The organism is Nonomuraea sp. NPDC001831, from assembly GCF_042892035.1.
Taxonomy (GTDB): Bacteria; Actinomycetota; Actinomycetes; order Streptosporangiales; family Streptosporangiaceae; genus Nonomuraea.
This window is the reverse complement of sequence record NZ_JBIATU010000002.1, coordinates 239,280-264,909: the sequence shown is the minus strand read 5'-3', so window position 1 is coordinate 264,909 and position 25,630 is coordinate 239,280. Positions and strand designations below refer to the sequence as shown.

At 71.7% G+C, this 25,630-nt stretch carries 27 protein-coding genes; 12 read left to right on the top strand and 15 right to left on the bottom strand.

What is annotated here, in order from left to right:
• Positions 1-12: 12 nt before the first annotated feature.
• Positions 13-1,194, top strand: a complete 1,182-nt coding sequence (locus ACFYYW_RS06795; RefSeq protein WP_364416302.1) for an acetyl-CoA C-acetyltransferase — start codon at positions 13-15, stop codon at positions 1,192-1,194.
• Positions 1,195-1,273: 79 nt separating this feature from the next.
• Here the strand turns inward: ACFYYW_RS06795 and ACFYYW_RS06790 are convergent, their stop codons facing one another.
• The 6 genes from ACFYYW_RS06790 to ACFYYW_RS06765 all read right to left on the bottom strand — a co-directional run bounded on the left by ACFYYW_RS06790 (position 1,274) and on the right by ACFYYW_RS06765 (position 5,441).
• On the bottom strand, positions 1,274-1,558 hold the full coding sequence (locus ACFYYW_RS06790) for a hypothetical protein (protein ID WP_387645933.1): 285 nt from the start codon (positions 1,556-1,558) through the stop codon (positions 1,274-1,276).
• Entirely contained in the window at positions 1,551-2,159 is a 609-nt protein-coding gene (locus ACFYYW_RS06785) for a sigma-70 family RNA polymerase sigma factor (RefSeq protein WP_364416309.1), read from the bottom strand. Before ACFYYW_RS06785 ends, ACFYYW_RS06790 begins: the two co-directional genes overlap by 8 nt.
• A gap of 145 nt (positions 2,160-2,304) precedes the next feature.
• On the bottom strand, positions 2,305-2,763 hold the full coding sequence (locus tag ACFYYW_RS06780) for a hypothetical protein (RefSeq protein ID WP_387645930.1): 459 nt from the start codon (positions 2,761-2,763) through the stop codon (positions 2,305-2,307).
• A gap of 234 nt (positions 2,764-2,997) precedes the next feature.
• A complete protein-coding gene (locus tag ACFYYW_RS06775) occupies positions 2,998-3,150 on the bottom strand; it encodes a hypothetical protein (protein WP_352324303.1) in 153 nt (50 codons plus the stop codon).
• 228 nt (positions 3,151-3,378) lie between these two features.
• Positions 3,379-4,050: a DUF4230 domain-containing protein gene (locus ACFYYW_RS06770; protein ID WP_387645927.1), complete on the bottom strand. Its 672-nt coding sequence runs from the start codon at positions 4,048-4,050 to the stop codon at positions 3,379-3,381.
• 59 nt (positions 4,051-4,109) lie between these two features.
• Positions 4,110-5,441, bottom strand: coding sequence for a hypothetical protein (locus ACFYYW_RS06765; RefSeq protein ID WP_352324305.1), 1,332 nt, complete (start codon positions 5,439-5,441; stop codon positions 4,110-4,112).
• Between the two features lie 229 nt (positions 5,442-5,670).
• Between ACFYYW_RS06765 and ACFYYW_RS06760 the strand changes: the two genes are divergently transcribed.
• Genes ACFYYW_RS06760 through ACFYYW_RS06745 form a run of 4 tightly spaced genes read left to right on the top strand, consistent with a single transcriptional unit; the run spans position 5,671 to position 9,249 of the window.
• Entirely contained in the window at positions 5,671-6,222 is a 552-nt protein-coding gene (locus tag ACFYYW_RS06760) for a MarR family transcriptional regulator (protein WP_357991535.1), read from the top strand.
• On the top strand, positions 6,206-7,144 hold the full coding sequence (locus ACFYYW_RS06755) for a tetratricopeptide repeat protein (RefSeq protein WP_387645923.1): 939 nt from the start codon (positions 6,206-6,208) through the stop codon (positions 7,142-7,144). The genes ACFYYW_RS06760 and ACFYYW_RS06755 overlap by 17 nt, the downstream gene beginning before the upstream one ends.
• 9 nt (positions 7,145-7,153) lie before the next feature.
• The gene (locus ACFYYW_RS06750; protein ID WP_352326155.1) at positions 7,154-7,783 is read left to right on the top strand and encodes a cytidylate kinase-like family protein; all 630 of its coding nucleotides are present in this window, start codon (positions 7,154-7,156) and stop codon (positions 7,781-7,783) included.
• A 56-nt stretch (positions 7,784-7,839) separates the two neighbouring features.
• Complete coding sequence (locus ACFYYW_RS06745; protein WP_352326154.1) at positions 7,840-9,249, top strand: NAD-dependent malic enzyme; 1,410 nt, start codon at positions 7,840-7,842, stop codon at positions 9,247-9,249.
• 119 nt (positions 9,250-9,368) lie between these two features.
• On the opposite strand, the gene ACFYYW_RS06740 is transcribed toward ACFYYW_RS06745, so the two are convergent.
• The 6 genes from ACFYYW_RS06740 to ACFYYW_RS06715 all read right to left on the bottom strand — a co-directional run bounded on the left by ACFYYW_RS06740 (position 9,369) and on the right by ACFYYW_RS06715 (position 16,400).
• Positions 9,369-9,851, bottom strand: a complete 483-nt coding sequence (locus ACFYYW_RS06740; RefSeq protein ID WP_352326153.1) for a hypothetical protein — start codon at positions 9,849-9,851, stop codon at positions 9,369-9,371.
• Between the two features lie 71 nt (positions 9,852-9,922).
• Positions 9,923-10,975 carry a glycosyltransferase family 4 protein gene (locus tag ACFYYW_RS06735; protein WP_387645919.1) on the bottom strand — a complete coding sequence of 351 codons (1,053 nt, stop codon included), beginning with the start codon at positions 10,973-10,975 and terminating at the stop codon, positions 9,923-9,925.
• Positions 10,976-11,166: 191 nt separating this feature from the next.
• A complete protein-coding gene (locus tag ACFYYW_RS06730; protein ID WP_352326150.1) occupies positions 11,167-12,717 on the bottom strand; it encodes a glycerol-3-phosphate dehydrogenase/oxidase in 1,551 nt (516 codons plus the stop codon).
• Between the two features lie 14 nt (positions 12,718-12,731).
• Positions 12,732-14,189, bottom strand: a complete 1,458-nt coding sequence (gene glpK / locus ACFYYW_RS06725; protein ID WP_387645915.1) for a glycerol kinase GlpK — start codon at positions 14,187-14,189, stop codon at positions 12,732-12,734.
• A gap of 85 nt (positions 14,190-14,274) precedes the next feature.
• Entirely contained in the window at positions 14,275-15,027 is a 753-nt protein-coding gene (locus tag ACFYYW_RS06720; protein WP_387645913.1) for an IclR family transcriptional regulator, read from the bottom strand.
• A 20-nt stretch (positions 15,028-15,047) separates the two neighbouring features.
• Complete coding sequence (locus ACFYYW_RS06715) at positions 15,048-16,400, bottom strand: MFS transporter (protein WP_387645910.1); 1,353 nt, start codon at positions 16,398-16,400, stop codon at positions 15,048-15,050.
• Positions 16,401-16,503: 103 nt separating this feature from the next.
• On the opposite strand from ACFYYW_RS06715, the gene ACFYYW_RS06710 reads away from it, so the two are divergent.
• Positions 16,504-17,124, top strand: coding sequence for a TetR/AcrR family transcriptional regulator (locus ACFYYW_RS06710; RefSeq protein WP_352326144.1), 621 nt, complete (start codon positions 16,504-16,506; stop codon positions 17,122-17,124).
• Positions 17,125-17,217: 93 nt separating this feature from the next.
• Here ACFYYW_RS06710 and ACFYYW_RS06705 read toward each other — a convergent pair whose 3' ends face one another.
• Complete coding sequence (locus ACFYYW_RS06705; protein ID WP_387645906.1) at positions 17,218-17,742, bottom strand: hypothetical protein; 525 nt, start codon at positions 17,740-17,742, stop codon at positions 17,218-17,220.
• A gap of 119 nt (positions 17,743-17,861) precedes the next feature.
• Between ACFYYW_RS06705 and ACFYYW_RS06700 the strand changes: the two genes are divergently transcribed.
• Complete coding sequence (locus ACFYYW_RS06700; protein ID WP_352326141.1) at positions 17,862-18,440, top strand: YqgE/AlgH family protein; 579 nt, start codon at positions 17,862-17,864, stop codon at positions 18,438-18,440.
• On the opposite strand, the gene ACFYYW_RS06695 is transcribed toward ACFYYW_RS06700, so the two are convergent.
• Entirely contained in the window at positions 18,437-19,066 is a 630-nt protein-coding gene (locus ACFYYW_RS06695) for a TetR family transcriptional regulator (protein ID WP_387645903.1), read from the bottom strand. The two genes, ACFYYW_RS06700 and ACFYYW_RS06695, sit on opposite strands and share 4 nt — an antisense overlap.
• 147 nt (positions 19,067-19,213) lie before the next feature.
• On the opposite strand from ACFYYW_RS06695, the gene ACFYYW_RS06690 reads away from it, so the two are divergent.
• Positions 19,214-20,812 carry an MFS transporter gene (locus tag ACFYYW_RS06690; protein ID WP_352326139.1) on the top strand — a complete coding sequence of 533 codons (1,599 nt, stop codon included), beginning with the start codon at positions 19,214-19,216 and terminating at the stop codon, positions 20,810-20,812.
• Positions 20,813-20,936: 124 nt separating this feature from the next.
• On the opposite strand, the gene ACFYYW_RS06685 is transcribed toward ACFYYW_RS06690, so the two are convergent.
• Positions 20,937-22,343, bottom strand: a complete 1,407-nt coding sequence (locus ACFYYW_RS06685; RefSeq protein ID WP_387645901.1) for a cellulase family glycosylhydrolase — start codon at positions 22,341-22,343, stop codon at positions 20,937-20,939.
• Between the two features lie 68 nt (positions 22,344-22,411).
• On the opposite strand from ACFYYW_RS06685, the gene ACFYYW_RS06680 reads away from it, so the two are divergent.
• From ACFYYW_RS06680 to ACFYYW_RS06665, 4 genes are all read left to right on the top strand, one after another.
• A complete protein-coding gene (locus ACFYYW_RS06680; protein WP_387645899.1) occupies positions 22,412-22,897 on the top strand; it encodes a hypothetical protein in 486 nt (161 codons plus the stop codon).
• The gene (locus tag ACFYYW_RS06675) at positions 22,894-23,154 is read left to right on the top strand and encodes a DUF3039 domain-containing protein (protein WP_352326135.1); all 261 of its coding nucleotides are present in this window, start codon (positions 22,894-22,896) and stop codon (positions 23,152-23,154) included. Before ACFYYW_RS06680 ends, ACFYYW_RS06675 begins: the two co-directional genes overlap by 4 nt.
• Positions 23,155-23,232: 78 nt before the next feature.
• A complete protein-coding gene (locus tag ACFYYW_RS06670; RefSeq protein WP_387645897.1) occupies positions 23,233-24,213 on the top strand; it encodes a M43 family zinc metalloprotease in 981 nt (326 codons plus the stop codon).
• Between the two features lie 24 nt (positions 24,214-24,237).
• Positions 24,238-25,626, top strand: coding sequence for an MFS transporter (locus tag ACFYYW_RS06665; protein ID WP_387645894.1), 1,389 nt, complete (start codon positions 24,238-24,240; stop codon positions 25,624-25,626).
• Positions 25,627-25,630 lie beyond the last annotated feature (4 nt).

Here is a 25,630-nt window from a genome sequence, read left to right as displayed (position 1 = left end):
AGGCCGCCGCCAATGTCCAGTTCCGTCATCGTCGCCGGAGCTCGTACCCCCATCGGCAAGTTGCTCGGCGCCCTGTCCGGGCTGTCCGGCGTGGAGCTGGGTGGCATCGCCATCAAGGCCGCCCTGGAACGTGCCGGGGTGGCCCCGGAGGCCGTCGAGTACGTGATCATGGGCCAGGTGCTCCAGGCGGGCGCCGGCCAGATCCCCTCCCGCCAGGCCGCCGTCAAGGCCGGCATCCCGATGACCGTGCCCTCGTTGACCGTCAACAAGGTCTGCCTGTCGGGCCTCGACGCCATCGCCCTGGCCGACCAGCTCATCCGCGCCGGCGAGTTCGACATCGTGGTCGCGGGCGGCATGGAGTCCATGACCAACGCACCCCACCTGCTGCCGGGGCTGCGCAAGGGCGTCAAGTACGGCGGCTCCGACGTCGTCGACTCCATGGCCCACGACGGCCTGTTCTGCGCCTTCGACCAGTGCGCGATGGGCGAGTCGACCGAGCGGCACAACGCCCGGCTCGGCATCGCCCGCGACGAGCAGGACGCCCTGTCGGCCCGCTCCCACCAGCTCGCCGCCGCCGCCACCAAGAACGGCGTCTTCGAGGAGGAGATCGTCCCGGTCGAGATCCCGCAGCGCCGCGGCGAGCCGGTGGTCGTCCGCGAGGACGAGGGCATCCGCGGCGACACCACCGCCGAGACGCTGGCCAAGCTGCGCCCGGCCTTCGCCGCCGACGGCACCATCACCGCCGGGTCGGCCTCGCAGATCTCCGACGGCGCGTGCGCCGTGGTGGTCATGTCGAAGGCCAAGGCGGAGGAGCTCGGGCTGCCGTGGCTGGCGGAGATCGGCCGGCACGGCAACGTGGCCGGGCCCGACGCGTCCCTGCAGTCGCAGCCGGCCAACGCCATCAAGCACGCCCTGTCCAAGCAGGGCCTGACCGCGGACGACCTCGACCTGATCGAGATCAACGAGGCGTTCGCGAGCGTGGTCCTGCAGTCGGCCAAAGAGCTCGGCGTGCCGCTGGACAAGGTGAACGTCAACGGCGGCGGCATCGCCCTGGGACACCCGATCGGGGCCTCGGGGGCGCGGATCGTGCTGACGCTGGCGTACGAGCTGAAGCGGCGGGGCGGCGGCCTCGGGGCGGCCGGCCTGTGCGGCGGCGGCGGGCAGGGCGACGCGCTCATCATCCGCGTGCCCTGACCCGTCCTGGCCCACCCGGTCGCTGTCGTCGGGTGGGCCTGTCCGCTGCCCCTGCGGCCGGTCGCCGGTCAGGGCGCGGTCAATGGGCCGCGCCCTTGCCCGTGTGCCGCCCGCCCGCCGGGACCAGCTCGCACACGCCGTCGGTGCACCGGCGCTGCATGCGTCCCATGGAGACGAGCTGCACCAGCGCCATCACCCAGCACGCCGGGCAGCCGCGCAGGGCGATCGCGCCGGGGATGGCGAGCACCAGGCTGACCGGCCCGGTCCACGGGATCAGCGCGACCGAGGCGATCAGCGCGCCGAAGCCCAGCGCGCCGCGGGCCAGGTGACGGGGCAGTGACGTCCCCGCGGTGGGCTCAGTCATGGACGGCTCCTTGGGACAGCAGGCCGTGCACGGTCGCACGGGCGCGGTGCAGGCGGGACTTCATCGCCGGGACGCTCAGCCCGAGGGCGTCGGCGACCATGCGGCCGCTCAGCCCCTGCACGTCCCGCATGATGAGCACCCGCCGCTGGTCGGCGGGGAGTGCCGCGATGGCCTCGGCCACCCGCGCGGCCTCCAGCCGTTCGAACATCTCCTCCTCGGCCGACCGCACGGCGGCCGAGGAGGGCGCGGGCGGCCCGGGACGCAGCATCAGGCGGGCCCGCCTGATGCATTCGTTGCGGATGATCCGGAACATCCACGAGGCCAGCGCTCCGGACGCGCGCAGGGTGCCGATCTTGCGGTACAGGACGATCAGCGCCTCCTGGGCGGCGTCCTCGGCGTCCTCCGGCGTGGCGCACAGCGTGTGGGCGAAGCGCCGCACGTGCGGGTGGGCGCCGGACACCAGCGCGGCGATCGAGTCGGCGTCGCCGGCCCGGGCCGCGTTGATCAGCTGCTCGTCCGACCAGGCGCGCCCGCCGCCGGCCGGCTCCGGCGCCGGGGCGCCGGGCCCGGCCGCCGTGCCGAGGCGCCGCGGGTCAGCCACGTTCCTTGCTCCTTCGCCGCAGGACGACCACGCACGTGCAGATGAGTACGGCCGCAGCGCCGGCCGCGATGGCGATCACCATGATGGGCTCCCATTGTCTCGTTTCGTTGTACGGACATGAGAGGCACCGACCGCCGAAAAGGATTCAGGAGGCGCGGGTGAAGTCGGCTATCCAGTTCGTCTCCCAGGTCGTCCCGCCGTCGGGGGAGAAACGCTGCTCCCAGCGGCACGACTCGGCGGTGATGTCCGACCAGATGTAGGCCACCTTGATCGGCCTGCCGTCGTACACGTCGTCGCAGGTGAACAGGCCGACGCCAGTATCGTCGAAGCGGCCCACGACGGGCGGCAGGGACATGCCGGTGGCGCTGCCGGCCCAGTAGAGCGACCACGTGCCGGCCGCCTTGTCGTACAGGCGCAAGGTCACCCCGCCGGAGCCCTCGCTGGGGAAGGTGACCTCGTCGATGTTGCCCGCGCCGTCCAGGACGCTCCAGCACCTGGTGCGGCCGGAGAACTCGTACCATTCGTCGCTGCCGGCCAGCGCCTTGCGCAGCCGCCGCTGCCGTGAGGTCCAGGTGCCGACGAAGAAGTCGAAGCTGTTGTCCATGCCCGGACGGTATGCGCCGATCACTGACATCTTCCGTCAGTGTCCTGTTCACGCCGTACGAGCCCCCGCGACGTACGGCGTGAACGCGCGAAACCCCGGTCCGACCAGGAACGGGACCGGGGTGTCGGTGACGCTGCGCGCGGGCCGGCCAGGAATCCGGCACCGGCGCGCCCCCCTAAGGGGGCATCTCAGCCCGGCCGCGAGGGAGGCTGCGGCCGGGCTGCTTGTGGACGGTCATGAAGCCAGGAACTTGGCGAAGACCGAGCGGTGACGACGCTCGGAACGCTGTCCCTTCAGCGCCTCCCGTACGCGCCGCTGCTCGGCGGCGGCCCGACGGAGTTCGGCGGCGTGGTGCTGCATGACGGAGTACTCGAGTTCGGCGTTCATCCGATGCTCCTGCTGTTCGTGTTCCTTGTTCCCTGCACTCTTAAGACTCCTCCTAAGGCCCCTCCCGCCACATCGGGCGGATGTCCTATCTGCCGGGGTTCGGGCAGGTAGGGAGGTACTTAGGCAGCCGTGCCCATGGACTAAGGACGTCCCGGCATACCTAGGCGGGAACGCGGACGGGCCGCTCCACCTCGGGTGGGGCGGCCCGCGGGCAGGTAAGGACGCCCGTCAGGGCTCGTCGGCGAACTTCACGGTCACCTTGGCGAACCCGAGCGACTTGAGCATGCCGGTGAGCATCGACCTGGTGTTGGCGTCGGCCCGCGCCCGCAGGTCGCTGGCCACCGCCGCCTCGGTGATCTTCTTCTCCGCCAGCAGGTAGAGCTCACGCTGGTCGCCCGGCGAGCCCGACAGGAAGTCCTGGACGCGGTCGAGCAGGCCCCGCTGCTGGGCGAACACGTACGAGCGGCTGTTGTCCAGATTGGGTTTCTCCAGCTGGGCGCGCGGCAGGCGGACGGTGGCCTCGGTGCGCTCCTTGTTCACGGTCACCGCGCCCGCCCCCATGGCCGAGAAGTCGACGTATGCGTCGACGCCGCCCGCGCCCACGAACAGCGTGCGGGTGCCCTTGACCGCGTCGGGCAGGAATTTGGCGTCCTTCTCCAGGTCGACGACGACCTGGAAGGTGCCCGTGGCCGCCTCGAACCGGCTGAGGTCCTTGATGGACTGCAGCAGCACCGGCTGGCTGCGGTCGACGGTCTGCTCTCCGAACGGGTTGAGCCAGGTCCAGGCCAGCCGGCCGCCCACCACGAGCAGGACCGCCAGGACGAGGAACCCGGCCGCATATCGCCACCTGCGCCGCCGCCGGGGAGCCAGGTCCGGCGGCGTCGTCTGGGAAGTCGTCATGGGGCATGACTACCCGCTCGGCGATCATCAGTGCCAGCCGCGGGGTGACATCTTCGTCCTCAGCTGGTGGTGCCCGCCGTGCCGGGGTCGGGATAGACCGGGTAGACGTGGCTGCTCTCGGGCGTGGCGCCGGTGGGGGGCGTGATGACGGCGGTGGGGGCCGGACCGCCGCCGAAGTGCGTGCTGGACAGGCGGCACGCCTGGAAGTCGCTGTAGAACATGCGCAGCCACTCCCTGCGCTGGTGCTCGTCGAGACCGGAGAACCAGGACGCGGCGTACTGGTGCTCGGGCAGCGGGCCGCCGGGCAGCGGCTCGCCGCGCAGCCAGGCCATCACGATCTCCCGGTAGCCGTCGGCCGGCGTGCCGGGGCAGCGGGCGGCCAGCGCGTCGATGTACTCATAGGCCGCCTCCTCGGCGAACCCCGCCGACAGGTCGGGCACGTGGATCGGCGCCAGGCCGTTGGAGGGCTTCAGCGGCTCGTCCAGCGGCCGCTGCTCCACCCGCGTGAACGCGGCCGGCGTGCCGGCCAGGCGCGAGGCGATCTGCGTGAACACCGCGCCCAGCTCGGTCTGCCCGGCCCGCATCCCGGGGTGCAGGCAGACCGTGATCGGCCATTCCTGGCAGGCGTAGGCGATGTCCTCGGCCGCGGCCGGCTTGGGATGGGCCAGCATCCGCGACACGCCCATGCCCGCCGCCAGCACGGCCAGCAGCGCGCACGCCAGCACCAGGGCCTGCCTGGTCACCAGCGCCGCCCAGCCGAGCAGCAGCGCGCAGGTGATGCCGAGCAGCCAGATCGTCTGGTCGAAGAACGGCGCCCCGCCCAGCCCCTGGAACAGGTCGTACGGCTCGCCCGTGCCCGGCACCAGCCGGTCGGCCAGCCCCCGGTCGTCGGCCAGCCAGGAGAAGGCGACGTAGCAGGCCAGCCCCGTGATCGGCGGCGTGAGCGCCTTGGGCACGACCCAGCCGGCCACCCACCCGATCACCGCGTAGAGGGCCAGGCCCGCCATGCCCATGCCCAGGCCGGACAGGCTGAGCCGCCCCGCCTGGTCGGTGAGCACGGTCTTGACCGCCAGCACCAGCACCGTCGCGCCGAACGAGCCCAGCACCACCACCACGATCGCCAGCGGCGCCTTGAGCGCCCGCCACGTCGTGAGCGACCGCCCGCGCAGGGCGCGCCGCTTGCGCAACGCCACCCACGCGGCGAACGCGGCCGCCACCGGCCCGGTCATCCGCAACGAGCCGATGACCGCGGCCAGGATGTTCTCCCACGCGTCGACGCCGGGTATCAGGACGTTCCACGCCGCGACCAGGCCGAGAGCGAGCAGCACCGCCACTGTCACGGCCGCGCTGTGCTTCAGCTCCTCGCGTGTAACGCCCGCGTGCTCACGCACCCTGTATCCCGTTGATGTTCACCAAGCACCCCCCGTGCCCTCGGCAAAGCGGAAGAATGCCAGCCCAGACCCGTCCCCACGGCAGATGGACTTGGCTTCCGCGTCACCTTACGTGAGAGAACCATAACGGAGCGTGATGATTGACGGTCGGATTCTTGGTCAAGCGGTGAAGCCTGTCGCTCCAGGTAGCCCGACGAAACCGGGACGAGAGGCACGCTACCGTAGCGCTGTGTCCCAGCCGAAGCCGCTCAATCTGCCGTTCGATCCCATCGACCGCGCCGCGGAGAGCTGGCGTGCCCGCTTCGGGCCTTCCTCCGCGATGGCCGCGGTCACCTCGATCATGAGAGCGCAGCAGATCCTGCTGTCGCAGCTCGACTCCCTGCTCAAGCCCCACGACCTCACCTTCGCCCGCTACGAGGCCCTGGTCCTGCTGACCTTCAGCCACACCGGCTCGCTGCCGCTGTGGAAGATCGGCGAACGGCTCATGGTCCACCCCACCAGCGTCACGAACACGGTGGACAGGCTGGAGAAGTCCGGGTTCGTTCGCCGCCTGCCCAACCCCCGCGACGGCCGCGGCGTGCTGGCCGAGATCACCGGCAAGGGCAGGGAGGTCGTGCGCCGGGCCACCGACGACCTGATGGCCGCCGAGTTCGGCCTCACGATGTACGCCGAGGACGAACTCCGCCAGATCTTCGACCAGCTCCGCACGCTGAGGGTGGCGGCGGGTGACTTCGCGGGCCCGTCCATGCGGCAAGATGAGGAGCATGGCGGACTTCTCTAGGCCCGGGTCGCTCTACGGAGCTGTGGACCTGGGCGCGCGCAAACAGGCACTGGAGGCCCAGGCCCGGCGGGAGGCCGCCGGTCCCCAGGGGGCCACCTCGGCCTCGGTCGTCGACGTGACCGAGGAGACCTTCACGACGGACGTCATCGACCGGTCGATGACCGTGCCGGTGGTGCTCGACCTGTGGTCGCCGAGGGCGCCCGGCAGCGCCCAGCTCAGCCCGGTGCTGGAGAAGGTGATCGGCGACCTGGGCGGCCGGGCAGTGCTGGCCAAGGTCAACGTCGATGCCAGCCCCCAGATCGCGCAGGCGCTGCGGGTGCAGGCCGTGCCGACCGTGCTGGCCATCTTCCAGGGGCAGGCCGTCACCGGCTTCCAGCAGGTGCTGCCCGAGCAGGAGGTGCGCCGCTGGCTCGACGAGCTGATGGGCGCGGTCGAGCAGTTCTACCAGGCCAACCCCGACGCCCGGCCGCCGGCGGCCGAGGAGGGGCCGCCGGCGCCCGAGGGGCCGCCCGCCGACCCCGACCTGGTGGCGGCCGAGCAGGCCATCGACGCCGGCGACCTCGACGCGGCCGAGGCGGCCTACCAGCGCCTGCTGGCCCGCGTCCCCGGCGACGAGGACGCCAAGATGGGGCTGGCGGGCGTCGGCCTGATCAAGCGCACCTCCGCGGCCGACCCGGCCGACGTGCAGCGGCGCGCCCAGGACCCGTCCGACATCGAGGCGCAGCTGCTGGCCGCCGACCTGGAGATGCTCTCCGGCGCGGTCGACGAGGCGTTCGAGCGCGTGGTGGCCGTGGTCAAGCGCACGTCGGGCGACGACCGCGACCGGGCCAGGAAGCACTTGCTCGGGCTTTTCGACGCGTTGCCGTCGGACGACCCATCTTTGGCGAAAGCGCGTAGAGCATTGGCGAGCGCCCTGTTCTAACCTGGGGGTATGCGGGTCGTCACGATCTCCGCGGCCTACGGCACGGCCGGCAGCCACATCGGCCCGGCCGTCGCCGAACGGCTCGGCGTGCCCTTCGTCGACCGTGCCATCCCCAGCGCCGTGGCCAAGGAGCTCGGCTGCACGCTGGAGGAGGCGCTGGCCCACGACGACCGCGCCGAACACGGCCTCGGCTGGTTGTTGTCGGGCGCCATCCGGCTGCCCACGGTCACCTTCGGCGGCGTGGACATGTACGTCCCCGGCGCGATGCCGCTGCCGCCCGAGGAGTTCGTCCGGCGCACCGAGCGCATGATGAAGGAGACGGCCCTGGCCCGGGGAGGCGTCTTCCTGGGCCGTGCCGGCGCCCTGGTGCTGGCCGACCATCCGGGCGCCCTGCACGTCAGGCTCGACGCGCCGCTGCAGCGCCGGGTCCGCCAGACGGCCACGCTGAGCGGCACGAGCGAGCGGGAGGCGCGGGCCGTCGTCGAGGACAACGACCGGGCCAGGACGGCCTACGTCCGCCACTTCTACCGGGCGGATCCGGGTGATCCGTGCCACTATCACCTTGTGCTCGACAGCACGACGATTCCCGTCCCCGCGTGTGTCGATCTCATCGTCACCGCAGCGACGGCACTGGGTTGACCTGATGCCCCCTATCCTTGGATGACTTCTTGGTCAGTCCCGAAGGAGCGATTGACGTGGCGACCGTCCCGAGTGTGTCGTACTCCATAACCGTGCGTCTCGAGGTGCCCGCAGGCGGCAAGGCCGTGAGCCAGCTCACCCACGCCGTAGAGTCGGCCGGCGGCGTGGTGACCGCCCTCGACGTCACCAACGCGGGCCACGAGAAGCTCCGCATCGACGTCACCTGCGCCGCGCGTGACACCGACCACGCGCAGGCCATCGTCGACCAGCTGGAGGCGGTCGAGGGTGTCGTCATCCACAAGGTCTCCGACCGCACGTTCCTCATGCACCTCGGCGGCAAGATCGAGATGAAGTCGAAGGTGCCGCTGCGCAACCGCGACGAGCTGTCCATGGCCTACACCCCGGGCGTGGCGCGCGTGTCGATGGCCATCGCCAGGAACAAGGAGGACGCGCGGCGCCTGACGATCAAGCGCAACTCGGTGGCCGTGGTCACCGACGGGTCGGCGGTGCTGGGGCTGGGCAACATCGGGCCGGAGGCCGCGCTGCCGGTCATGGAGGGCAAGGCGGCCCTGTTCAAGCGGTTCGCGGGCATCGACGCCTGGCCGATCTGCCTCGACACCCAGGACGTCGACGAGATCGTCCGCACCGTGCAGCTGATCGCGCCCGGGTTCGGCGGCATCAACCTGGAGGACATCGGCGCGCCGCGCTGCTTCGAGGTCGAGCGCCGGCTGCGCGAGCTGCTGGACATCCCGGTCTTCCACGACGACCAGCACGGCACGGCGATCTGCGTGCTGGCGGCGCTGACCAACGCGCTGCGCGTGGTGAACAAGTCCATCGAGAACGTCAGGATCACGATGGCCGGCGCCGGCGCGGCCGGGAACGCGGTGCTGCGGCTGCTGCTGGCCGCCGGCGCCCGCAACGTGGTCGTCTGCGACTACCTGGGCGCCGTGCACAAGGGCCGCGACGACCTCGACGACTCGCTGCGCTGGATCGCCGAGCACACCAACGCCGACGGCTACGCGGGCGACCTGCGCGGCGCGGTCAAGGACGCCGACGTGTTCGTGGGCGTGTCCGCGCCCGGCATCCTGACCGGCGACGACATCGCGACGATGGCCAAGGACTCCGTGGTGTTCGCGCTGGCCAACCCCGAGCCCGAGGTCTCGCCCGACGACGCGCGCGAGCACGCCGCCGTGGTGGCGACCGGCCGCTCCGACTACCCCAACCAGATCAACAACGTGCTGGCCTTCCCCGGCGTGTTCCGCGGGCTGCTCGACGCGCAGGCCGGCGGGGTGACGCAGGAGATGCTGCTGGCTGCGGCCGGCGCGCTGGCGGCCGTGGTGACCCCGGAGGAGCTGGGCCCCAACTACATCGTGCCGAGCGTCTTCCACCCCGATGTGGCGACGGCGGTGGCCGCCGCGGTCCGCGAGAGCGCCGGCGGCCGGGCCCGCGGCTTCACCGAGGCGTGATGGCGCGGGGGCCGCTCCAGACAGGCTCGGCCCCCGGACCCAGGCGGCCCACAGAGCGCACCGTCACGGCGGCGCGCCGGTGAAGGGTCAAGGCTCGGAGTCCGTGAGGGCGGGGACGGCTACCGGGTGACGGCGGGGATGAGGCGGTAGCTTTCCTGGAAGACCAGGTTGTGGGCGTCGGCGGCGGCGATGGCGCGCAGGGTGGTGAGCTGGCCCGCCGCGTCCGAGTGGTCGAAGACGTTCAGCGGCCAGTCGCCGACCGTGTTGCCGCGCAGGTGCGGGTGGTGGAAGTCGGCGCCGTAGTGGGCCACGATCGCGATCGGCAGGATGTCCTTGTCGCGCTGCTCCGGCCAGGTGAGCGACCACATGGCGTTGAGCCCGCCCTCCTGAGACCTGGTGAGCCCGCTGGCCACCACCTGCCCCGTGCCGAGGAGCAGGTCGGCGTTGAACTCGTCCAGCGTCGCCCGCGCCACCGGGTCGAGCAGCTCGACCGCCGTGGCGAACAGGCGTTCCTTGTCCTCCCGCGCGGTGACGCCGCCGTGGACGCCGTCGCGCAGGTCGGTGAAATGCCTGATCAGAGCCTCGTTCATGGCAGTGCGCATGCCTACCCCCTTCCCCCGGGACGGGGGCGACACCCCGTGCGGCGGCGATCCGCCGCACGGGGACGCGCGGGTCAGGCGGCGAACGGCGCCGGACGCCGGTCGCGGATGCTCAGTTCGTAGATCTTCTCGTAGCCCATGGCCATGCCGAGCGCGTCGAAGTTGCGCTTGACGTGCATGCGGCAGTCGGCCGGGTTCAGGCCGCCCGCGGCTTCGACCGCCTCGGCCAGGTCGGCGGGGTCGTCGCAGACGTAGCCGGTGATGCCGTCGACGAGGACCTCGCCCACGGCGCCGCCGCGCAGCGCGACCACCGGGGTGCCGCTCGCCATGGCCTCGATCATGACCATGCCGAACGCCTCCTCCCGGCGGCTGGGGAAGAGCAGGCAGTGGGCGTCGGCCAGCAGCTCGCGCTTGCGCGGTCCGTCGGCCTCGCCGACATAGACGGCGTCGTCGCCGAGCCGGGGGCGGATGTGGCGGTCGAAGTACTCGCGCTCGGACGGCTCGGTCAGCCGGCCGGCCAGCACGATGCGCCGGCCGGCCCGCCGGGCGGCGTCGATGGCCAGGTGGGCGCCCTTGTCCGGGCTGAACCGGCCGAGGAAGAGCGCGTAGTCCTCCTTGCGCTCGCGGAAGGGGAAGCTCTTCAGGTCCACGCCGTTGTGCACGGTGCCCAGCCAGTTGAGGTCGGGGGCCTGCATGCGCTGGAACGTCGAGGTGGACACCAGGCCGACGGAGTCGCCGAGCCGGCGGTAGCGCTCGGCCTGCTCGCCCGAGGCCGGGCCGTGGACGGTGGTCACCGTCGGGATCCGGGGGTTCAGGGCGGTCACCGAGCCCGCCGGGGAGTGGTCGTGGACGACGTCCACGTCCAGGTCCTCCGGCCGGACGTCGGGGACCGCCGCCCCAGGGGCGGGTTCGTCCAGCGGATGGGAGGGGGGCTGGGTGTAGGCGGCCAGGACGTGGGGGGAAGTGCCCGACCGGCCCGCGCCGATCAGGGTGACCTGGTGGCCCAGTCTGAGCAGGGCCCGCGCGAGGTCGTCCATCATGACCTTGACACCGCCGTACGAGCGGGGCGGGTTCTCGAACCTCGGGGGAGCCACCATCGCGATGTGCAGCCGGGACTTGGTGGACATGACGTCACCTCCATGGGGCGGCAGAAGAGGGTTCGGCCGGTAGGCGCTCCGACGCCGTCGGTGTGGCCCGGGGGGCCGCGGCGACAGATGCGACATCTCGGATTCCCCGTACCGGCCGCTTCGAACCTGTGATCTGCGGTGACGTTCGTCGCAGCCGCGGCGGCGGGGTGCCGCCGCGGCCCGGTTGACGATCAGGCGAGGAGCTGCTCGATGCGGGTGCGGACGTCGGGCGTGTCGAGGCCGCGCACGGTGAGCGTGGTACGGCGGCGCACGACGTCGTCGACGGTGGCCGCCCACTCGTGGTCGCGGGCGTAGACGGCCTGGGCCCAGATGTCGGGCCCGTCGGGGTGGATGCGCTCGCCGAGCGAGGGGTCGTCGCGGATGAGCCGGGCCACGTCGAAGGCGATCGTGCCGTAGTGGGTGGCCAGGTTGCGGGCGACCAGCGGGTCCATGCGGGCGCCCGGCTCGCGTTCGGTCCACAGGCGCATGGCGACGGCGTCCGGGCTGGCCAGGCCCGGCAGCGGCACGGCGGGCAGGATGTCGGCCAGGTCGTCGCCGAGCGGCCGGCCCGGCAGGCGGGAGAGGGTCTCCAGGACGTGCCTGCCGATGTGCCGGTAGGTGGTCCACTTGCCGCCCGCGACCGACAACATGCCGCCCGCGCCCCTGGTCACCACGGTCTCCCGCTTGGCGGCCGACACCTGCCCGGGGCCGCCGGGCAGCACGCGCAGCCCGGCGAAGGCGTAGGTGATGTCCTCGCGGCGGAGCTGGCAGTCGCGTACGGCGTGGCCGGCCTCGTCGAGGATCTGGGCGATGTCGGCGTCGGTGGCGCGCACGTCGGCCGGGTCGCCCTCGTAGGCCTCGTCGGTGGTGCCGAGCAGCAGGTGGTCCTCCCACGGGATGGCGAAGGAGACCCGGTACTTGTCGATCGGCGTGGTGAGCGCGGCCTTCCACGGGTCGTGGCGGCGCATGACCAGGTGGGCGCCCTTGGAGAGCCTGATGCTGGGTGCGGCGTGCGGGTCCTCCATCCGGCGCAGGTGGTCCACCCACGGGCCGGTGGCGTTGAGGACGAGCCGGGCGTCCACCCCGAACTCGGTGCCGTCGAGGCGGTCGCGCAGCTCAGCCCCGGTCACGTTGGCGCCCGATTTGCGCAGTCCGACGACCTCGGCGTGGTTGAGCACGACCGCCCCCGCGTCGACGGCCGCGCGCACGGTCATGACGGCCACGCGGCTGTCGTTCATCTGGTGGTCGCCGTAGACGGCGGCGGCGCGCAGGCCCTCGCTGCGCAGCGCGGGGACGCGGGTCATGGCCTGGTGCGGCGTGATGACCTTGCCCATGCCGTCGCCGAACACCGACAGCGCGGAGTACAGGAAGACGCCGGCGCCGAGCTTGGCAGCGCCGTGCGGGCCGCCCTTGTAGATCGGCACCAGGAAGCTGAGCGGCTTGACCAGGTGGGGCGCGATGTCGGCGGCCAGGGCGCGGCGTTCGCGGTGGTTCTCGGCGACCAGCTTGACGTTGCCGGTCTGCAGGTAGCGCAGGCCGCCGTGGACCAGCTTGGAGGACGCGCTGGAGGTGGCCCCGGCGAAGTCGCCCGCCTCGACCATCGCCACCCGCAGCCCGGCCTGCGCGGCCATCCAGGTGACGGAGGTGCCGAGGATGCCGCCGCCGATCACCAGCAGGTCGTACGTGGCGCGCGAGAGCTCGTGCCGGACCTCGGCCCGGTCGGCGCCGATGGCGATGTTCATGACGTGCTCCAGTCCTACTGTTCGACCCAGTCGAGGGTGCGGGCCACGGCCTTCTTCCAATTGCGGTACTCCCGCGCGCGGACCTGTTCGTCGATCTCCGGCCGCCACTCCGACGCCTTGTGCCAGTTGGCGCGCAGGCTGTCGAGGTCGGGCCAGTAGCCGGTGGCCAGGCCGGCGGCGTACGCGGCGCCGAGCGCGGTGGTCTCGGCGACCATCGGCCTGATCACGGGGACGGCCAGCACGTCGGCCAGCGTCTGCATGAGCAGGTTGTCGGCGGTCATGCCGCCGTCGGCGCGCAGCGTGGTCAGGTCGAGGCCGGAGTCGGCGTTCATCGCGTCGACGACCTCGCGGGTCTGCCAGGCGGTGGCCTCCAGGACGGCCCGCGCAATGTGGCCCTTGGTGACGAACCCGGTCAGCCCGGCGATCACGCCGCGGGCGTCGGAACGCCAGTGGGGCGCGAACAGCCCCGAGAAGGCCGGGACGAAGTAGCAGCCGCCGTTGTCGTCGACGGTCTTGGCCAGCGTCTCGATCTCGGCGGCGCTGGAGATCAGGCCCAGGTTGTCGCGCAGCCACTGCACCAGCGAGCCGGTGACGGCGATCGCGCCTTCCAGGGCGTACGTGGCCGGGCCGTCGCCGATCTGGTAGCCGACGGTGGTCAGCAGGCCGTGCCGGGAGACGACGGGCTCCTGGCCGGTGTTCATCAGCAGGAAGCTGCCCGAGCCGTAGGTGCTCTTGGTCTCGCCGGGCTCGAAGCAGGTCTGGCCGAACAGCGCGGCCTGCTGGTCGCCGAGCGCGGAGGCCACCGGCACGCCGGCCGCGGTGTGGCCGTAGACCTCGGCGGACGGGCGGATCTCCGGCAGCATCGCGCGCGGCACGCCGAGGGCGGCGAGCAGGTCGTCGTCCCAGCTCAGCGTGTGGATGTTCATCAGCATCGTGCGGCTGGCGTTCGTCACGTCGGTCAGGTGGCGGCCGGTCAGGTTCCACAGCAGCCAGCTGTCCATCGTGCCGAACAGCACCTCGCCGCGCTCGGCCCGCTCGTGCAGGCCGTACGCGTCGAGCAGCCAGCGGATCTTCGGCCCGGAGAAGTACGTGGTCAGCGGCAGGCCGGCCTTCTCCTTGAACAGCCCCTCGTGCTCGGCGAGCGCGCGGGTGAGCGCGTCGGTCCTGGTGTCCTGCCACACGACCGCGGGGCAGACGGGACGCCCGGTCTCCCGGTCCCACAGGACGGTGGTCTCGCGCTGGTTGGTGATGCCCAGCGCGGCGATGTCGAGCCCCTCGGTGGCCTCGGCCATGACGGTCCGGACCGACTGCCAGATCTCATCGGCGTCGTGCTCGACCCAGCCGGGCTTGGGGAAGATCTGGCGGTGCTCGCGCTGGGCGACGGTGACGATGTTGCCGGCCTGGTCGAAGACGATGCACCGGCTGGACGTGGTGCCCTGGTCGATGGCGGCGATGTAGTGCGGTCGAGGCACGAGGTTCCTCGCTTGGGAGTCGGGGTTCGACATTGTCGAACGATGTGAGCGATGTTACGTGTTCGCCCCGGTGTTGTTCAACCGGTCATCTGGCCAGATCGCGGGTGATCGCGCGGGCGGCGTCGCGGACGTAGGAGACGAACTCCATGGTCAGGGCGCCGTCGGCGGTCAGGCGTTCGACCGCGCCCCGGATGCCGATGGCGCCCACCACGAGGCCGCGCGGGTCCTTGATCGGGGCGGCGATGGCGACCTCGCCCTCGGTGAGCTCCTCCATCTCGGCCGCCCACCCCCTGGCCCGGACCTGCTCCAGCTCCTCCTCCAGCTTGGCGGCGTCGACCAGCGTGCGGTCGGTGTAGGCCGGCAGCGGCGGGGCCGCGAGCGACTCCCCGTACGGGTCGTAGGCGAGCAGCACCTTGCCCAGCGCGCTGGCGTGCGTCGGCAGGTAGGTGCCGACCTGGAGGGTCTGCATGCTGTCGTCGGGGCGGAACACGTGGTGGATCACCAGCACGTGCCCCTCGTGCAGGGTGCCGATCCAGGCGCTCTCCCTGCTCCGCCCGGCCAGGGCGTCGGCCCAGTTGATCGAGCGGGTGCGCAGCTCGTTGACGTCGAGGTAGCTGCTGCCCAGGTGGAGCAGCGTGGCCCCGAGCCGGTACTTGCCGGTGGCGGCGTCCTGCTCGACGAAGCCGACCCGGACCAGCGTGCGCAGGATGCCGTGGAGCGTGCCCTTGGGCAGGCCCAGCGCCCTGGCCAGCTCTGCCACGCCGAGCTGGCGGGGGCCGGATGCGAGCAGCCGCAGGATCGCGGCCGCCCGTTCCACCGATTGAATCGTCTCTCCCACGGCGGCCACCCTAGCGCAGATCAGTTCGACATTGCCGAACGCTTGCGGGAAATCAGCACTCCGCCGACCGTGAGTGCGGCGTTGACGAGCACCGCCACGATCACGCCCTGGAGCACGGTGCCCATCGCGGCCGTGGCCACGGCGCTCATGACCGGGATGCCCATGGTGATGCCGACCTGCTGCGTCATCGTCGCCAGGCCGGTGGCCAGGCCCTGCTCGGAGTCCGGCAGGCCGGACGTGGCCGTCACCATGAACCCGACGATCGCCACCATGTTCCCGATCCCGCCCGCGAACGTGGCCGCCAGCAGCAGCCAGATCCAGCCGGGCCCGGTGCCGAGCAGCGCCAGCGACGCCGTCGCGACGGCCTGGAGCCCGAACCCGGCCGCCAGCGCCCGGCCCCTGCCGAGCCGGCCGAGGACCCGGGGCGCGAGCACGCCGCCGAGCACGGTGCCGAGCCCCAGCACCCCGAACGCCAGCCCGGTCGCCAGGGCCGAGTAGCCGAGCACCTTCTGCAGGTAGAGGGTCATGAGGAAGACGAGGGACGTCTCCGTGGCGAAGGCGATCAGCCCGGCCAGGTTGCCCCACGTGACGTTGGGCCTGGCCAGGATCGAGACGGGCACCAGGGGCGCGGCGGCGCGGCGCTCGACGTACCAGAAGGCGACGAGCAGGGCGCCGCCGACGGCCGGCGCGCCGAGGCCGAGGGCGTCGGCGAAGCCGTGCTCGCCGGCCCTGGTCAGGCCGAAGACCAGCGCGAGCAGGCCGGCGGTCACGGTCACCGCGCCGGGCAGGTCCATCCTGGGCCGCTCGGCGGGACGGCTCTCCTTCAGCACCACGGGCGCGGCGACGACCACGGCCAGCGCGACGGGCACGTTGACGAAGAACGCCCACCGCCAGCTCAGCAGCTCGGTCAGCAGCCCGCCCAGGATCGCGCCCGAGGTGAACCCGGCCGACATCAGCGCGCCGTTCAGGCCGAGCGCCCTGGCCCGCAGCGGCCCCTCGGGGAACGACGTGGTCAGCAGCGCGAGCCCGGCGGGCGTGACGACGGCCGTGGCCAAGCCCTGGGCGACCCGGGCGACCAGCAGCATGCCCGGTGAGACGGCCAGGCCGCCGGCCAGCGAGGAGACGCCGAGCAGCACCATGCCGGCCAGGAACAGCCGGCGCCGCCCGAACAGGTCGGCGACCCTGCCGAACAGCAACGTGAACCCGGCGGCGGCCAGCGCGAACGCCGTGGCCACCCACTGGAGGTCGGACAGCGCGAAGCCGAGACCTGAACCGATCACCGGCAGCGCCACGTTCAGAATGGAGAAGTCCACGGCGAGCATGAACTGGGACCCCAGCAGGAGCACCAGAACCAGCCGCTGCGCGGACGTCATGCGATCGGATCGGGGCCGATCGGCGAGCACGGTCATGCCATCCCCCTAATGGGACACTAGTTCCGTTAAGATGCGGCACGACGATAGCACGAGAGGGGCATTAATGGAACAAGAGTCCCGTTTGGCGGGGACTGTGCGGCCAGGGGGCCGCACCGCGCGCGTGCGCGCGGCCGTGCTGGAGGCCACTCAGGACGAGCTGGTCGAGCACGGTTTCCATGGGCTGACCATGGACCAGGTGGCGGCCAGGGCCGGCGTGGGCAAGACCACGGTCTACCGGCGCTGGGGCAGCAGGGCCGGGCTGGTGACGGACCTGATGACCGAGCTGGCCGAGCAGTCGTCACCGCACGCCGACACGGGATCCATCGAGGGCGACCTGCTGGCCAACGCCGTGGCCGTCGTGGGCGCGGTCACCGACCACCGGCTCGGGGCCACGTTCCAGGCGGTGATCGCGGCGGGCACCTCCGACGCGCAGGCCGTCCAGGCGTTGCGGGCGTTCTACCTGCGGCGCATCGAGGAGTGGGCCAAGGTCGTCGACCTCGCGGTGAAACGGGGTGAGCTGCCCGAGGGCACCGACGGCATGGAGGTGATCCGGGCGATCTCCGCGCCGCTCTACTACCGCCTGCTGGTCACCAAGGAACCGGTGGACCTGGCGGTCGCCCGCGACGCGGCGCTGCGCACGCTGGCCGCGGCGCGGGCGGGCGCGTTCGTCGCGCGGGAGGCCTGACGCGGCACGACGGGGCCTCCCGCACGGGCGGGGTCACGGGCGGGCTCACGGGCGGGGTCACGGGCGGGGTCACGGGCGGGGTCACGGGCGGGGTCACAGCGGGCCGTCGGGCACCGAACGGGGCCAGACGGAGCCGTACCACCACATGATCCCGCCCATCACCACGAGCCCGGCCGCCGTGGCCAGCTTGCCCCACAGGTCGGACGGCGGCCCGGTGTACGGCAGGCGGCCGTGCCGCCGCTCCCGCCCCCAGGTGCAGTCGTTGCGCACCCGGGTAGAGTCGATCAGCGTGTCGGGATGGGTGTCGGTGACCGAGAACGCCTCGATCTCGCGGGTGGTGCCCCGGTCGATGCGGACCGTCCTGACCACCTGCTTGCGGGCCGGGATCGAGCCGGTCGCCACGCTCCTCGCGTCCACCCGCAGGTCGAACCGGGCGAGCTGGGGCGTCTGGTTGCGCAGCGTGACCCGTACGGACCCCGACCCGCACGCGAGCCGGTCGGTCGTCATCGTGAACGGATCACCGCGGTCGGGCAGCGGCCACGCCTGCGCGGACGACGGAAGCAGCAGGGCCGCCCCCACGGGAAGGGCGGCCAGGACGAGGCGTGTACCGATGCGCATGTGCTCCTCCCGAGCCCCGCAAGCGTGATCTTTGCCACAGATCGTGCCCATAAGCGCACAGAAAGTAACATGACCGAGCCGGGGGAGCGGAAGCCCGTCACACCCCTCATGATGGAGGTATGGCGGAAGCGATCTACGTCGGCGGTTTGTTGGTGGCGACGCCGCTTCTCGACGACCCCAACTTCCGGCGTAGCGTCGTGCTGATCCTGGAACACGACCACGACGGCGGCACGCTCGGCGTGGTGCTCAACCGGCCGAGCGACATCTCGGTCACGCAGGTGCTGCCGGTCTGGGACCCGCTGGTGACCGGGCCGCCGGTGCTGTTCGAGGGCGGCCCCGTGCAGACCGACAGCGCCCTCGCCCTCGCGGCGGTGCCGAGCGGGGAGGAGCCGCTCGGCTGGCGCAGGCTGCACGCGGGCACCCCGGCCGTCTCCCGCCTGGGCACGGTCGACCTCGACGCGCCCCCCGAGATCCTCCAGGGCGAGATCGCGCAGATGCGGATCTTCGCCGGATACGCCGGCTGGACCTCCGGCCAGCTGGAGAGCGAGATCGCCGAAGGCGCCTGGTACGTCGTCGACTCCGAGGCGGGCGACACCTTCCACGGCGACCCCGGCTCGCTCTGGCGGCACGTGCTGCGCCGCCAGCCGGGCGAGCTGGCCTTCGTGGCGACCTGCCCCGACGACCCCACGATGAACTAGGCCGCCGGGCGGGTGTCCCAGCCCGGCCGCAGCGACGCCTCGGCCAGCGCGACCGCCTCGGAGATGCGCGAGACGATCTCCGGCATGGTGGTCTCCCTGCGGGGGCACTCGAAGCCGATGCGCATGGTGGACATCGCGAATGCCACGATCAGGTACGTCAGCTGATCGTCCTCGGGGGCGACGCCCCTGCGGGCGGCGACGGCCTCGGCCAGCCGGGCCTCCGTCATGGCGCCACGGGCCACCGACTGTCCCACCAGATGTGGATATTTATCGAATAGTTGCCGCAGCTTCAGGAACCTCTCGGTGTCCTCCGGCGTTGACCCCTGCATGTCGTCCACCATGGCCCGCAGGCCGTGCATGAGCGACGTGAACGGGGGCTCGTCCGCCGGACGAGCGGCGAACTCCTCCAGCAGGATCTCCTCGCCGTGGTCGTGGAACCACAGAACGAGATGGTCCTTGCTGGTGAAGTAGCGGAAGAAGGTGCGGGGAGAGACTTCGACGACCCCCGCTATCTGCTCGATCGTGGTGGACTCATACCCTTGTTCGAGGAATAGGTCGAGCGCCGCGTCGAGGAGCGCGAGGCGCGTCTTCTCCTTCTTGCGTTCCCGTAGACCCACAGCGGACACCCCTTCGCCACCTTTCTGTCACAGTGTGCCAGAAGTCATGCGGCGTCTTTTTAAAATCGTTTGTCATAAGTCATCGCCTGACATACCCTACCTGAGGCTTACGAGACCTATGCCGCAGTTGAGCGGTATGTGACTGAGGGGGACCTTATGGCTAACGCGAAGGCGGTCGTCGAACCGTCGTCGCCCGGCCTCGGTAAGACGGGGACAGGTGGCGGAAACCCGTGGCTGGTGCTGCTGGCGGTCAGCCTCGGCGTCATCATGGTGATGCTGGACGGCACGGTGGTGGGCATCGCCAACCCCGTCATCCAGGTGGAGTTGAAGGCGTCGCTGTCCGACCTGCAGTGGGTGACCAGCGGTTACCTGCTCGCGCTGGCGGTGTTCCTGATCACGGCGGGCAAGCTCGGCGACCTGTTCGGGCACAAGCGCGTCTTCCTGATCGGCGTGACCGGCTTCGCTCTGTCCTCGGTCGGCATCGGTCTCAGCCAGGAACTGGCCGACATCGTTCCCGGCATTTCGCCGGTCGGCGCGCTGATCGGCCTTCGGGTGCTGCAGGGCCTCTTCGGCGCGCTGCTCCAGCCGGCCGCCCTGGCCCTGCTGCGTGGCGCCTTCCCCGGTGAGAAGCTGAACCAGGCCATGGGGGCCTGGGGTGCGATCATCGGCCTGTCCAGCGCCGCCGGCCCGATCGTGGGCGGCGTGCTGGTGGAGAAGGTGAGCTGGGAGTCGGTCTTCTTCATCAACGCCCCGGTGGGCATCGTCGCGCTGATCATGGGCATCTTCCTGATCAAGGAGAACCGCGTCCAGACGTTCGCCAGGATCGACTGGCTCGGCGTGCTGCTGCTGTCCGGCGCGATGTTCTCGCTGGTCTGGACGATCATCAAGGCCCCCGAGTGGGGCTGGGGCGACTCGACGACGCTGACCTTCATCGGCGCGTTCGTGGTGCTCATCGCCGGGTTCATCTTCTGGCAGAGCAGGGCCAAGCAGCCGCTCGTGCCGCTGTCGCTGTTCAAGAACGCCTCGATCTCGATCGGCACCCTGCTGATGATGATGGTCGCGTTCGCCATGTTCGGCGCGATGTTCTTCCTGGGCTTCTTCTTCCAGGGCGTGCACGGCCTGACCCCGCTGGAGGCCGGTCTGCGCATGTTGCCGATGAGCGCGGGCATGATCGTGGCCTCGCCGCTGGCCGGCATGGCGATCGGCAAGCTCGGGCCGAAGATCACGATGGCCGCCGGTCTGCTGATCACCGCGTGCTCGATGTTCCTCATGTCGCGTCTCAGCATCGACGCCTCGTTCATCGAGAGCGGCCTGCCGTTCGTGCTGCTGGCCTTCGGTCTCTCGCCGGTGTTCGTCGGCGCGACCGAGATCATCGTGGGCAACGCGCCGGTCGAGCTGAGCGGCGTCGCGGGTGGCGTGCAGCAGTCGGCCATGCAGGTCGGCGGCGCGCTCGGCACCGCGATCCTGGGCGCCGTGATGGCCGGCGAGATCGCCGACACCCTGCCCGGCTACCTCGGCCCGGCGGCGCAGGCGATCCCGCCCGCGCAGCTCCCGCTGCTGGAGAAGGCCGCCGCGTTCGGCGCGGCGCCTCCCGGGCTGCCGCAGGTGGTCACCGACGCCGTGCACCACTCGTTCATGGACGGCATGCACCTCGCCTTCCTGGTCAGCACCGGTGTCGCGGTGCTGACGGCCCTGCTGACGCTGTTCGTCAAGGCCGGGCGGAAGAGCGAGGGCGCGCCGGTCCACATGGGCTGACCGCGTCCCGCCGGAACGGCCTCCGCCTGCGTGGCGAGGGCCGTTCCGCTGTCCGGGGCCGCCTGCGCGGGGGTGACGGTCGTCGGGGCCCGCCTGCGCGGGGGTGACGGTCGTCCGGAGCCGCCTACGCGGGGGTGACGGTCAGGACGACGCGGCCCGAGGTCTTGGTGGTGACCGTCAGGATGCGCCGGGCGGCGTTCCAGGCGGCGGTGCCGCCGTCCACCCGGGCGCCGTTCGGGAAGCCGCGCTCGGGCAGGTAGATCTCGGTCGGGCCGGTCTCGTTGGCGTCGAAGACCACCTGGAGGCGGTTCTCGCCGTAGGTGACGCTGACCGGCACGCCGCCGATCGCCCTCGGGTACGCCCGGACGTACGCGCCCGGCAACGCGGTGGCCTTGCCCTTCACGTCGTACGGCCCCCACGCGTCGGCGTCCCGCGACCAGTAGGCCATGCCGGTGCCCACCTCGTCGCTCACCCCCTGGACCTTCCGCACCAGGTCGGACGCGCCGGGCCGGGTCATGTCCAGCCCGAACTCGCCCAGCAGGACGGGCGCCTTCATGCGCTCGGCCGTCCGCGCGATGTTGTCACGCCACCAGCCCAGCGTGCGGTCGGTCCACTCCTTGGAGCCCGCGGCGTAGTCGTCCCCGAGGTCCAGCGGCAGCGGGTAGACGTGCGGGGCGAAGGCGATGCGCGGCGGCCCGCCGCGCGGGTCGTCGAAGTGCGGCAGCGACGACGGCAGCCCCCAGTTGACGCCCACGGCCTGCGGCTCCAGGAAGATCCAGCTGTCCTGGTCGACCGCCCTGATCCGGTCGATGCTCTTGCGGTAGAGGGTCGCCAGGGGGCCGGTCTCGAACGCCGCGCCCTGGACCGAGCCGCCCCACGGCTCGTTCATCAGGTCGTACCCGAGGACGCCCGGCACGTCCTTGAAGCGGGCCGCGACCGCCGCCCACGCCCTGGCGTAGTGGTCCATCAGCTCGGGGTGCTCGCCGGTGGTGTTCCAGAAGTGGTCGAAGGCCCGGATGACGCCGGGCTCCAGGTAGTACATCTCCCAGGTGAAGTGGTCGGTGGCCACCGGCAGGCCGTCGGTGTGGGTGGCCCAGCCGGGCGCGCCGTTGCCGGCGACGCCGGTGGGGGTGATGCCGTTGCCCCACAGGTCCTGGTGCATGTCGAGCATGACCTGGTAGCCGCGGTCGGAGTACCACCGCACCCGCTCAGCCACCTTGTCCAGATATTTCGTGTCATAGGTGCCGGGGGAGGGCTCCACGCCCCGCCACTGGATGAGGAACCGCACGAAGTTCGTGCCCATGTCCCGGTACTCGCGGTCGATGTCGTCCGGGGTCAGCTCGGGCAGGGCGTCGGGGGCGCCCTTGGCGCTGCCCGCCGTGTTGAAGCCGTGCAGGATCAGCGCCCGTCCCCGGTCGTCGGTGACGTAGCGGGGCGTGGAGGGGGGAGCGTCCCTGGTCGCGGCGGCGACGGCGCCTCCGGCCAGCAGGACGAGCACGGCTGCCGTCGCGAGCAACCTGGCACGCTTCATCTGATCTCCGCGGATGCCGGGAAATGGGGTCTTCCATCAGAATCATGGACGCGGCTAGCCTGCCGAACATGAGCCTTGTTCGCAATAGCCTGCCGGCGATCGTCGCCTTCTTGATCGTCCTGGGGTTCGGTCTGTTCGGCGCGACCCTGGTCACGAGGGTCGGCTACCTGGCCGTGCCGTCCGCGGTCGGGGCCCCGTACGCGCTGCCGGGCCTGCGCGTCGTCCCCCTCGGCGAGACGACGTGGCTGCTCACGCTCGCCGACACGGTCCTGGCGCTCGCCCTGGTCGGCGCGGTCGCGGCCACGCGCGGCGGCTTCTGGCGCACCTGGGGCAGGTTCCTCGTCGCCGCGGTCGCGGTGAATTTGCTGCGCGCGGCGCTGCTCGCCACGGTCGCGCAGGCCGGGATCGGCGCCTATCTGGGCTATCTCGGCGGCGGCCTGGCCGTGGGGCTGATCTGGGGAATCGTGCTCGGCTGGCTCCCCGGGCTCGCCGCCCTGCCACGCCGGCGCGGAACGCGGGACCGCTCGCCGGCGGGCATAAACTCGATGGGGTGAGCACGAAGATCCTCCCAGAGCAGGAGACCACGCCGCGCACCTCGCACGGTGACGGCGACCACGAGCGCTTCGCCCACTACGCGGACAAGCACAAGATCACCGAGAGCATGGTGACGGGCACACCCATCCGCGCCCTGTGCGGCAAGATCTGGGTGCCCAGCCGGGACCCGAAGAAATACCCGGTCTGCCCGGAGTGCAAGGAGATCTACGAAGGTCTCCCGTCGGGCGGCGACGGGGGCGACGACAAGAAGCAGTGAGTGTTGCTGAAGCCCAATCCCCTCGGGTAAGGCTACGGTCGGTAATCTGACCAGCCCATACCGTCACGGGGGGATTGCATGGCCCGGCGCGCGACCGCCGTCTCGTTGGCATGCCTGCTGGCGGCCGGGCTCGTCCCGCCGCCCCCGCTCGACGCCACGCCGACGTCGCGCTGCCCGTCGTCGGCCGCGCGCCTGACCGAGCGTCCGGCCCCGCGTCTGACCGCGCGCCCGGCCCTGGGCCTGACCGCGCGCCCGGCCCCTGATTCGACACCTGGCCTGTCCCCGGGCGAGCCGAGGGCGACCGGCCCGCGCTCGCCGCTCCCCGAGGACGTCGCCAAGGTCATGGCCGAGCTGAAGGTCCGGCTGCGCGGGGTGACCGTGCCCGCGCGCATCACCGTGCCGACCCGGGTGGTCGTCCTCACCGACGGCCGCCGCAAGGTCTCCGAGCAGGCGGTCAAGGCCCAGATCGACGTGCTCAACGCCGCCTACGCCGGCCGCAACGGAGGCGTCGACACCGGCGTGCGCTTCAGGCTGGAGTCCGTCTCCGTCAAGGAGAACGCCGGCTGGTTCACCGACCCCGTCGGCGCCGAGAAGGACATGAAGACCCGCCTGCACCAGGGCGGCGCCCAGACGCTCAACCTCTACATCGCCCAGCTCAGCGAGCTCATGCTGGGCTTCGCCAGCTACCCCTACTGGTACGCCGGCGCCCCCGCCCTCGACGGCGTCGTGATCGACTGGCGCAGCCTGCCCGGCGGCCCGATGACCAACTACGACAAGGGCTACACCGGCGTCCACGAGATCGGCCACTGGCTCGGCCTGTTCCACACCTTCGAGAACGGCTGCGACGAGCCCGGCGACGGCATCGCCGACACCGCCCCCGAGGCCCGCGCGACCGAGGGCTGCCCCGAGGGCAAGGACACCTGCCCCCACGCCGGCTCGGACCCGATGCGCAACTACATGGACTACACCCACGACCGCTGCATGTCGGAGTTCACCCGCGGCCAGGCCGACCGCATGCACGAGATGTGGACGGCCTACCGACGCAGCGCGGATGCGTAGTTTGGGGCCAATTACGATGTGCAGGTGACAGCACCGAAGGCAGTTGACGCTCCCGACACCTCACCTCCGATCCTCGGCCCCCAGTACCGCACCGCCACCTTGGGGATCCTTCTGGTGGTCACCCTGATCGCCTTCGAGGGCATGTCGGTCGGCGTCGTCATGCCGGCGGTCTCGCAGGACCTCGACGCGCTCAACCTCTACGGCATCAGCTTCTCGGCCTTCCTCATCGCCAGCCTGTTCGCCAACGTGGTCGCCGGGCTCTGGTCGGACCGGCGCGGCTACCCGCTGCCGTTCCTCGTCGGGGTGGTGCTGTTCGTCGCCGGGATGGCGCTGGCCGGCGCGGCCGGCGCCAAGGAGCTGTTTCTGGTGGCGCGGGCCGTCCAGGGGCTGGGGGCCGGTTGCTCGATCGTGGCGCTGTACGTGATGATCGCGCGGGTCTACCCGGCGGTCGTGCGGCCCAAGGTCTTCGCGGCGCTGTCGGCCGCCTGGGTCGTGCCCTCGATGGTCGGGCCGGCCGTGGCGGGGGCCGTCGCGAAGGAGTGGGGCTGGCGTTTCGTCTTCTACGGGATCATCCCGCTGGTGGTGCCCGCGCTGGTGATGCTCGTCCCCGCGCTCCGGATGGCCTCGCCGGGGGAGGCCGACGAGAGCCCGCGCGGGCCGCGTTCGCAGCCGCTGGCGATGACGCTGGCCGCCACCTCCGCCGCCGGCGGCGCGGGCGTGCTGCTGTGGGGCGTGGACGAGCTGCACAAGCAGCCGGTGATCGGCACGGCCGCCACGCTCGGCGGGCTGGGCTTCCTCGTCTACGGCCTCTACCGGCTGCTGCCGCCGGGCGCGCTGCGGTTCGGCCGCGGTCTGCCCACGACCGTGCTGCTGCGCGGGTTCTTCTCGGCCGCCTTCTTCGGGGTGAACTCCTTCATCCCGCTGGTGCTCACGTCGGTCAAGCTCTTCGACGCCAGGGCCGCCGGGATCGCGCTGACCACGGGCGCGCTCGGCTGGTCGGCGGGCTCGTTCCTGCAGAGCAGGCGGACCGCCGAGCCGCACCGGCGGATCAGGCTCGGGGCGGTGTGCGTCACGGCCGGGATCGTGATCGCGCTGTTCGCGGCGCTGCCCGCGGTGAGCGGCTGGATCGCGGTGCCGGCCTGGATCGCGGCCGGGTTCGGCATGGGCCTCGGCATGACCACGGTCAGCGTCACCGCGCTCAGGCAGTCGCCGGTCAGCGAGCAGGGCGCCAACTCCGCCGCGCTGTCGGTCACCGACATGCTGGGCTCGGCCCTGACCGTGGGCCTGGGCGGCGCGGTGATCAACTTCATCGGGCACGGCTCCGGGCAGATCGCCACCGGGTTCGTGGTGATCTCGATCCTCATGGCGCTCATCGGGCTGGCCGCCACGTTCCTGGCCGCCCGCACCCGCTGATCGT